This is a genomic window from Candidatus Azobacteroides pseudotrichonymphae genomovar. CFP2, from assembly GCF_000010645.1.
Taxonomy (GTDB): domain Bacteria; phylum Bacteroidota; class Bacteroidia; order Bacteroidales; family Azobacteroidaceae; genus Azobacteroides; species Azobacteroides pseudotrichonymphae.
Map to the genome: position 1 here is coordinate 1107918 of NC_011565.1, position 6289 is coordinate 1114206.

Sequence of the window (6289 nt, forward strand, 5' to 3'; positions counted from 1 at the left end):
ATGCAATGAAAAATATAATGGAACATAGTGAAAAAAAAATGCTCCATACATTAACTCATTTAGAAGAAGTTCTTTCTCGTATTCGTGCAGGTAAAGCTAGTACTCATATACTAGATGGAATAAAAATAGAATACTATGGAAACGTAGTTCCACTATCTAATGTAGCTAATATCTCTATTCTTGATGCTAAAACAATTACGATTTTAGCATGGGAAAAAGCTATGATGAAACCAATAGAAAAAGCTATACAAGACTCAGATATAGGTATTACTCCCGAAAATAATGGAGAACTAGTCCGGTTGAATATTCCACCCTTAACTGAAGAACGCCGTAAACAATTGGTAAAACAATCAAAAGGAGAAGTAGAAAAAGCAAAAGTCGGCATTCGTAATATTCGCCGAGAAACTAATGATATGATAAAAAAATTTGTCAAAGAAGGTATCTTTTCCGAAGATGAAGGAAAAAAAACAGAATTAGCTACACAAAAACTACATGATAAATTTTTGAAAAAAATAGACAAAGTACTTATCGCCAAAGTAAAAGACATAATGACTGTTTAATAGATTTTTGTTTGTGAATTGTTTTCAAAAAAATATTTTTGATATTCGTAAAATAAAGAGCTGTCTACAAATAAAAATCCTGCTTGAACTAGCAAGATTTTTGTTCCGAGAACTCTTACATACAAATAATTTAAAATATTAAAAAATAGATGTAATAGTGCATAGCCCATTAAGACGATCAATGTCGTCTTAATGTTAATATTCATCATAAATCAGGAATAGAAAATTGGATAAAAATATTATAATATGAAGGCTTCCTCCTTACTTCAAAAGCCTCTCCATCCCCTACATCCCCTATCAGAAATTGAAGTAAGGAGTAGAGTTCTGCTTTTACAGTGTTATGTTATAGAGAGAATTTAAAAAACCGTGAATAAAATAGATAAATCGATGCCTCCATTATATTTTTTTATTTTGCCAGATAGGATGTTAATTTACTCTCCAATGAAACTATCACGACACGCATACTGTACTATTGCAAGAAAAAGAAAATTATTTGTTCTTCAGCATTGGTTATTGTGACAAATAAGTCCATCTAATATAATTTTAATTTTATATCATAAAAAAAGAAGGAGACAAATTGGCCTACTGATAATTGTAAAATTACCAGTACTCCCCACTAAAAAAATCATTTCTTCATAAATTCATACACATTATGTATTGGACACTAGAATTAGTTTCATATTTAGAAGATGCTCCATGGCCTGCAACTAAATCAGAATTAATCGATTATGCCGTGCGTGCTTGCTGCCCAGACGAAGTAATAGAGAACCTTCAAGAACTAGAAGAAGAGAACGAAATCTATGAAAGCATAGAAGATGTTTGGCCAGACTACCCAAGCAAAGACGATTTTCTTTTCAATGAAGACGAATACTAAAATAAATTACTCACGATGAAAACTGTAATTGGGAGCTTCCTGTGTAATAGCTAAATCATGAGGATGGCTTTCTACCATCCCAGCGTTTGTAATTCGTACAAATCGAACACTGTGGAGCTGTTTCACATTCATTGCTCCACAATATCCCATACCAGCCCTTAGTCCACCCACTATCTGATAGATCACTTCATACAATGAACCCTTATAAGGTACTCGAGCTGTTATTCCTTCCGGAACTAACTTCTTTATATCATTTTCTACATCCTGAAAATATCGGTCTTTAGACCCTTTTTGCATGGCCTCCAACGAACCCATACCCCTATAAGATTTAAATTTACGACCATTATATAATATGGTTTCACCTGGCGATTCCTCTACACCTGCCAACAAAGAACCCATCATAACCGAAAAACCTCCCGCAGCTAAAGCTTTAACTATATCTCCAGAATAACGCACACCCCCATCTGCTATAACAGGAACATCTGTCCCTTTCAACACCTTTGCTACATCATAAATAGCTGACAATTGTGGAACGCCTACCCCCGCTATAATTCGAGTTGTACAAGTCGATCCAGGTCCAATGCCTACTTTTATAGCATCAGCTTCTGCCTTCACCAATGCTTCCGCTGCTTCCATTGTTGCAACATTACCAACAACAACATCTACATTATACTTGCTTTTAACTTCTTTTAAAATAGTAATTGTTCCCTTCGAATGTCCATGAGCTGTATCAATTACAATTGCATCAACCTCTGCCTCGACTAAGGCCCCAACACGATCATAAGTATCGTGCGCAATCCCAACACCTGCAGCTACACACAAGCGTCCTTTTGAATCCTTACAAGCAAAAGGTTTATCTTTTGCTTTAGTAATATCTTTATAAGTAATTAATCCTATCAATTTATTATGAATGTCTACAACAGGAAGTTTTTCTATCTTGTAAGACTGCAAAATATCAGCAGCAGCTTCCAAATCAGTAGACTGACTAGTAGTCACCAAGTTTTCAGAGGTCATTACTTTATCTATCAATTGCTCAGTATCCTTTCGAAAACGTAAATCGCGGTTAGTTACAATACCAACCAAATAATTATTATCATCAACCACAGGAATACCTCCAATTTTATACTCAGACATTAAAGCCAGTGCATCTCCAATCGTTTTATTTCTCTTAATACTGATTGGATTAGAAATCATACCATTCTCAGCTCTTTTTACGGAACGTACTTGTTTAGCCTGTTCTTCAATACTCATATTCTTATGAATTACGCCTATACCCCCTTCACGTGCAATTGCAATTGCTAATTTAGCCTCAGTAACAGTATCCATAGCCGCTGAGACTATTGGTATATTCAAAGAAATGCTCCTTGAAAACTTTGTAGAAAGATCCACCTGACGAGGCAAAACTTCAGAATAAGAAGGAATTAACAAAACGTCATCAAAGGTCAAGCCTTCCATAACAACTTTATCCGTAATAAATGACATAAAAATGTTTCTGATATACTTTCTGATATACTTATTATATTATTTATAAATATAAATATATTTTTTCTTCTTACTATAAAGATTTCAACATAATACGAGCTAAAATATTATCTATTTTTACATACTAAAAAGTAGCATTATAGTATATTACTCCGGTAATATACTATAAAGACATACCACCCAAATGAAAACAAATAGTTTAAATTCAAAACATAAATAAACATAAGGGAAATGACTTGCTTACTCACAATAGAAACCTCCACACAGATTTGTTCGTTGTCTCTGTCTATTAATGGGAAATCTATCATGAACAAAATTTGTACGAAAAAAAAATCTCATGCTTCCTTATTAGGAGCTTTTACTCTAGAAGCTGTGAATTATGTACGTAAAAACAACTACACAATAAATGCAGTTGCAGTAAGTGCAGGTCCTGGATCCTACACAGGACTACGTATTGGAACCTCTGAAGCCAAAGGATTATGCTATGGTTTCGACATTCCTCTGATAACTATTCCTACTTTAAAAATTATGGCATTCCAAGCCATTCATAATTTGTCCCTCTCATTTCCTAATTCAATCTATTGCCCTATAATCGATGCTGAAAGAATGGAAGTTTTCACTGTATTGTACGATGCAAACCTTAACGAAATTTGTCCACTAAAAGTGGATACTATTGATGAAAATAGTTATAAGGAATTTTTGAAAAAACGTACTATTATATTTTTTGGAAATGGTTTAAATAAATGCACCAATCTCATTAAATCTCCTAACGCTATTTTTATCAAAGACATTTATCCTACAGCAAAAACTATGATCTACTTAGCAGAAACCGCCTTTGCTAAAAAAGAATTCACAGATATAGCGTATTTTGAACCGTTCTATTTGAAAGAATATCAAACAACAGTTACATAGAATAAAATTTTACTCTAAAATTATTGCCATCCTTCTACTATAAGATTCAATTCACTTAATCGTTCACGAGAGATAATAGAGGGTGCCCCTACCATTGTATCTCGTCCAGAATTATTTTTAGGGAAGGCTATACAGTCTCGAATAGAATCGAGCCCAGCAAAAGTAGCGACAAAACGGTCAAGACCTAATGCAATACCTCCATGAGGAGGAGCACCGTATTTGAATGCATCCACAAAAAATCCAAATTGAGACTGAGTATAAGATTCTGAAAAACCCAGTAAAGCGAATATCTTTTTTTGCAGTTCATAATTATGAATACGAATAGAACCTCCTCCAATTTCAATTCCATTAATTACCATATCAAAAGCATTTGCTCTAACAAATTCAGGATTCGTTTCTAATAAACAAACATCTTCTTGCTTAGGACTTGTAAAAGGATGATGTTTAGCAAAAAAGCGATTCAATACATTATCATATTCAAACAAAGGAAAATCAATTACCCAAAGACATCCAAATTGTTTTTTATCCCTTAAACCTAAACGAGACCCCATTTCTAAACGAAGCCTACTTAATTGCTTTTGTGTTTCCCTTTTTTCCCCATACAAAATAAGAACTAAATCTCCCTGTTTAGCCCCTACTCTATCTATCCATTTTTGTAAATCCACCGTAGAATAAAATTTATCTACTGATGATTTCAAAGAACCGTCAAAACTATAACGAACATATATCAATCCTGCTGCTCCAATTTGTGGGTGCTTGACAAAATCAGTAAGTTCATCAAGTTGTTTACGAGTATAAAAAGCACAACCCTCTGCACAAATAGCTCCCACATACTCGGATTCATCAAATACATCAAATCCCCTTCCAATTGTTATATCTTTTATTTCAACAAGCTGCATTCCAAAACGAATATCTGGTTTATCTGAACCATAAAATCGAATTGCATCAGCATATGAAAGGCGTGAAAAACCAGAGATATCTAACCCCTTAATTGTTTTAAATAAATGCTTAGTCAATCCTTCAAAAATACTCAATATATCTTCCTGCTCTACAAATGACATTTCACAATCTACTTGTGTAAATTCTGGTTGACGATCAGTACGTAAATCTTCATCTCTGAAACATTTTACGACTTGAAAATAACGATCAAATCCTGCTATCATCAACAATTGCTTGAATAGCTGCGGAGATTGGGGCAGGGAATAAAATTCCCCCATATTCATTCGAGAAGGAACTATAAAATCTCGAGCCCCCTCTGGAGTAGAATTAATTAAAACAGGTGTTTCCACTTCCATAAACTCATGGCTATTTAAATAATTACGAATTGCAAATACCATTTGATGTCGCAATTCCAAATTGGAACGAATCAATGTACGACGTAAATCCAAATAACGATACTTCATTCGCAAATCATCTCCACCATCAGTATTTTCTTCAATAGTAAATGGAGGCACTTCAGAAGGATTTAATGTACGAAGTCTTGAGACAATTATTTCAATATCCCCTGTGGGAATATCCGAATTTTTATTAAAACGCTTCACAACCTTTCCTTCTATTTGAATAACCCATTCTCGTCCTAATTCCAATGCTTTATTATAAAGGGCTAAATTTACTTTTTTATTAAAAATCAATTGAGTAATTCCATATCTATCTCGTAAATCGACAAAAACTATTCCACTCATTCTACGTGATTTTTGCACCCAACCACACAAAATTACTTCTTGATTTTCATTTACAATACGGAGTTCTCCACAAGTATTTGTTCTATACATTTGAGTAATCACTTTCTATTTATATTAACCTATGTATCATTCATCCTAGGATATACAAAAACCTTTTTTACTAAAGTAAATATTTATCTACACTTCTTAATATAAAAAATATTCAAAAAAATAGAATACTTATTGCCAGGAAAATTATTTCGTAGTAAAACTAGAATTTGACTAACTACTTGCTGACTTGACATACAAAAATTATTAAAATAAACCTTATAGTACATACATACAAAATATGCTAACATTGGAAGTGAAGTTAGAAAAAGTATTGTAGTAAAAACTTAAAGTGAATAAACTTAACTCCCCTACCTCAAAAAAAGCACAAAAAATGGTTAATGAGCATTACCTATTCTAGGTAGGCGATAGTCATTTTTTTACTTTTTCCAAAAAACCATCATAACGAAATCGATACAAACAAATAAAATTATTTGATAATAAACCGAAAAAAAAAATAAATGAAAACTACTGAATATCAACTATTCATATAACCTATTGAAAAATAATATAATAACGTATTATTTAACATAAGACAATATTTTTTTTTGCTCTTCCTTTCAATTTTGCTGATTTTCGCAAAAGCGGGATCTATCTTTTTTACTAAAGTAAAAGTCATTAGAGATCTGTTTTTATAAACATGATGAATAGACACAAAATAGTCTTGTATATTTAGCAATTGAATTAAAGAA

The 6289-nt window shown here is 32.7% G+C and carries 5 protein-coding genes; 3 read left to right on the plus strand and 2 right to left on the minus strand.

Annotated elements, in window-relative coordinates:
- Nucleotides 1–5 precede the first annotated feature (5 nt).
- On the plus strand, nucleotides 6–560 hold the full coding sequence (gene frr, locus CFPG_RS04480; RefSeq protein WP_012573773.1) for a ribosome recycling factor: 555 nt from the start codon (nucleotides 6–8) through the stop codon (nucleotides 558–560).
- A gap of 652 nt (nucleotides 561–1212) precedes the next feature.
- Nucleotides 1213–1434: a DUF2795 domain-containing protein gene (locus tag CFPG_RS04485; RefSeq protein ID WP_012573774.1), complete on the plus strand. Its 222-nt coding sequence runs from the start codon at nucleotides 1213–1215 to the stop codon at nucleotides 1432–1434.
- 6 nt (nucleotides 1435–1440) lie between these two features.
- On the opposite strand, the gene guaB is transcribed toward CFPG_RS04485, so the two are convergent.
- Nucleotides 1441–2916, minus strand: coding sequence for an IMP dehydrogenase (gene guaB / locus CFPG_RS04490; protein ID WP_012573775.1), 1476 nt, complete (start codon nucleotides 2914–2916; stop codon nucleotides 1441–1443).
- Between the two features lie 231 nt (nucleotides 2917–3147).
- Between guaB and tsaB the strand changes: the two genes are divergently transcribed.
- Nucleotides 3148–3828, plus strand: a complete 681-nt coding sequence (tsaB, locus tag CFPG_RS04495; RefSeq protein WP_012573776.1) for a tRNA (adenosine(37)-N6)-threonylcarbamoyltransferase complex dimerization subunit type 1 TsaB — start codon at nucleotides 3148–3150, stop codon at nucleotides 3826–3828.
- 20 nt (nucleotides 3829–3848) lie between these two features.
- Here the strand turns inward: tsaB and aspS are convergent, their stop codons facing one another.
- Nucleotides 3849–5600, minus strand: coding sequence for an aspartate--tRNA ligase (gene aspS / locus CFPG_RS04500; RefSeq protein WP_012573777.1), 1752 nt, complete (start codon nucleotides 5598–5600; stop codon nucleotides 3849–3851).
- Between the last annotated feature and the right edge of the window lie 689 nt (nucleotides 5601–6289).